General features: G+C 78.6%; 2 protein-coding genes. One reads left to right on the top strand and one right to left on the bottom strand.

The features are described 5' to 3' along the window. Positions 1-267, bottom strand: a 267-nt coding sequence (locus Q6969_RS16150; RefSeq protein ID WP_317231344.1) for a S4 domain-containing protein, incomplete at its 3' end; no start/stop codon positions are given. Positions 268-310: 43 nt separating this feature from the next. Here Q6969_RS16150 and Q6969_RS16145 point away from each other — a divergent pair. Further along, positions 311-622, top strand: a 312-nt coding sequence (locus Q6969_RS16145; RefSeq protein WP_317231343.1) for an FAD-dependent oxidoreductase, incomplete at its 3' end; no start/stop codon positions are given.

Genomic DNA, 622 nt, shown 5'->3' with positions numbered 1-622 from the left:
CGACGGGCCGACGCGCTTCACGAGCGTGCGGCGCACCACGAGGATCCGCTCGGCGCCCGCCACGCGCACGCGCACCTCGTCGCCCGGCCGGACCGCCTGCGACGCCTTCGCGCGCTCGTCGCCGACCCGCACGTGGCCCGCCCGGCACGCGGCCGTGGCCTGCGACCGGGTCTTGTAGACGCGCACCGCCCAGAGCCAGCTGTCCACGCGGACGGACGCCGGTCCTGCCGGGCCCGGGGCCGGGATCAGCGGGTCGACGGATGCCATCCCCCGACCCTAGGCGACGGCTCCCCGGTACGCTGGCCCCAGCATGTCGATCTCCCGCCGCACCCTCCTCACCGCGTCCGCGTCGGGCCTCTCGCTCCTCGGCCTCGCGGCGTGCACGCGGACGACCCCCGTGCCGACGACCCCCACGGCCACGCCCTCCGCCACGCCGACCCCGACGCCCACCGTGGGCGCCGCCGGGCTGCCCGAGCCGATCGCCTTCGCGCGGTCCGACTGGACCGGCGACCCCTTCGCGCGCGGATCCGGCAGCTTCCTCCGTCCCGGCGCCACCGCGGCCGACCGCGAGGCCCTCGCCCGCCCCGTCGACGACCGCGTCTTCTTCGCCGGCGAGGCCCTC

This window comes from Clavibacter sp. MX14-G9D (genome assembly GCF_032917815.1).
GTDB classification, from domain to species: Bacteria; Actinomycetota; Actinomycetes; order Actinomycetales; family Microbacteriaceae; genus Clavibacter; species Clavibacter michiganensis_K.
This window is presented reverse-complemented; position numbering and strand designations above follow the sequence as displayed.